Genomic DNA, 523 nt, shown 5'->3' with positions numbered 1-523 from the left:
TCGAGCACAGGCATCTTACCACAATGCTAAATCACATTGTGGACGAAAGAGAAAGCTTGAAATAGATCATCATTTAAGCAATACCGTCAAGCACCTTTTTCTAGATTGCCAATGGTCTCCTGAAGAAATAGAAGGCCGGTTATGCTTAGAGTACGGGAAAGCTGTCATTAGTTATCAAACGATTTATAGAGCCATCTATCGCGGTCACTTTGACGACAAGCTTTCACATGGTGCTCGTGGTGTGATTCGCAAACTCCGTCATCGTGGGAAAACACATCATACGAAAGGTTATGTTGAAAACAGAGGGAAATTTCCTATTTCTCATTCCATTCACAAAAGACCCGAAGAAGCAAACAAGCGAACTAGGATCGGTGATTGGGAAGCAGACACGGTTGCAGGGAAAACCGGGAAAGCTTGCTTAGTCACTCTAACGGATCGCTATTCTCACTTTCTTAAAATCAAGAAGGTAGCGGTCAAGAAAAGCAAACTCGTCATAGAGGCTATGGTACAAATGTTGGAGTCC

General features: G+C 43.0%; 1 protein-coding gene. It reads left to right on the top strand.

Annotation, left to right across the window (positions count from 1 at the left end; all coding sequences use genetic code 11):
* Positions 1 to 523: IS30 family transposase (locus STRDD04_RS06125; protein WP_156469067.1), on the top strand; the 523-nt coding region annotated here is incomplete at both ends.

Source organism: Streptococcus sp. DD04, from assembly GCF_001578725.1.
Taxonomy (GTDB): Bacteria; Bacillota; Bacilli; order Lactobacillales; family Streptococcaceae; genus Streptococcus; species Streptococcus sinensis.
Note: the sequence above shows the minus strand (reverse complement) of the source record. Positions and strands in the feature narration are given on the sequence as shown.